This window comes from bacterium (assembly GCA_035419245.1).
GTDB lineage: Bacteria > Zhuqueibacterota > Zhuqueibacteria > Residuimicrobiales > Residuimicrobiaceae > JAKPUX01.
This window is the reverse complement of sequence record DAOLSP010000008.1, coordinates 1-1,333: the sequence shown is the minus strand read 5'-3', so window position 1 is coordinate 1,333 and position 1,333 is coordinate 1. Positions and strand designations below refer to the sequence as shown.

At 47.0% G+C, this 1,333-nt stretch carries 1 CRISPR repeat array.

The features are described from left to right. Position 1: 1 nt before the first annotated feature. Positions 2-1,333: a CRISPR direct-repeat array (repeat unit 36 nt; unit sequence TCGCAATCCAGTATTCGCCCTGGAGATGATTCAGAC).

Below are 1,333 nucleotides of genomic sequence, written 5' to 3'. Positions count from 1 at the left end.
GTCGCAATCCAGTATTCGCCCTGGAGATGATTCAGACGAAATCAAGTCAGTAGCCGTCAGGATCTACGAAGAGGAGTCGCAATCCAGTATTCGCCCTGGAGATGATTCAGACCTGAAAAACTGGGATTCACATTCAGACTGTCACCCGCATTGTCGCAATCCAGTATTCGCCCTGGAGATGATTCAGACGCACCTTTCCCAGCGCACCAAGAAAAATCTCCATAACATGTCGCAATCCAGTATTCGCCCTGGAGATGATTCAGACTATAAAAAAGGTGTTGACAATGGCAAACACATTCGGTCGCAATCCAGTATTCGCCCTGGAGATGATTCAGACAAGGAGGTGCGAAATGAGCTTATTAATGATAGTCGTAGTGTCGCAATCCAGTATTCGCCCTGGAGATGATTCAGACAAGGAGTAAGTACAATGAAAACAGAAATCCGTAGTGCCCGGTCGCAATCCAGTATTCGCCCTGGAGATGATTCAGACTAATTATCTGACAAGGAAAATTCCCTTTATCCTGATGTCGCAATCCAGTATTCGCCCTGGAGATGATTCAGACAGGAGAAATTAGGTATGACGCAAGCTGAATTTGCAACGCCGTCGCAATCCAGTATTCGCCCTGGAGATGATTCAGACATCTGATATAAATGATTTACTATTCCCGTTCCAAAAAGGTCGCAATCCAGTATTCGCCCTGGAGATGATTCAGACTTGAAATGAAAACTTTGTCTGTTGAGATGGTCGAAAAGGAGTGTCGCAATCCAGTATTCGCCCTGGAGATGATTCAGACTGGCTATCTTGGTTATTGTTGTGAGTTTGACTCAAATGATGTCGCAATCCAGTATTCGCCCTGGAGATGATTCAGACATAACAAGACAATGTCAAGCGATGAATTTGTTGCATTGCACTGTCGCAATCCAGTATTCGCCCTGGAGATGATTCAGACAGGCGAGCTCGTCCAAATGGGATGGTATTGCGATCATGAGTCGCAATCCAGTATTCGCCCTGGAGATGATTCAGACCTTGGGGGCCATAGAAAAGAGCAAGAACAACAAAGAACAGGGTCGCAATCCAGTATTCGCCCTGGAGATGATTCAGACCGAGAAGAGTTCGCCAGACGGTATAAGTGGTTCAAGACTGTCGCAATCCAGTATTCGCCCTGGAGATGATTCAGACAGCTGCGGCTCGGCGTTGCAGATATGATTGATGGCCTTGTGTCGCAATCCAGTATTCGCCCTGGAGATGATTCAGACTCGCCATCAGCCCCGGGAAGGATAACAAGGGGTGGGTATGTCGCAATCCAGTATTCGCCCTGGAGATGATTCAGAC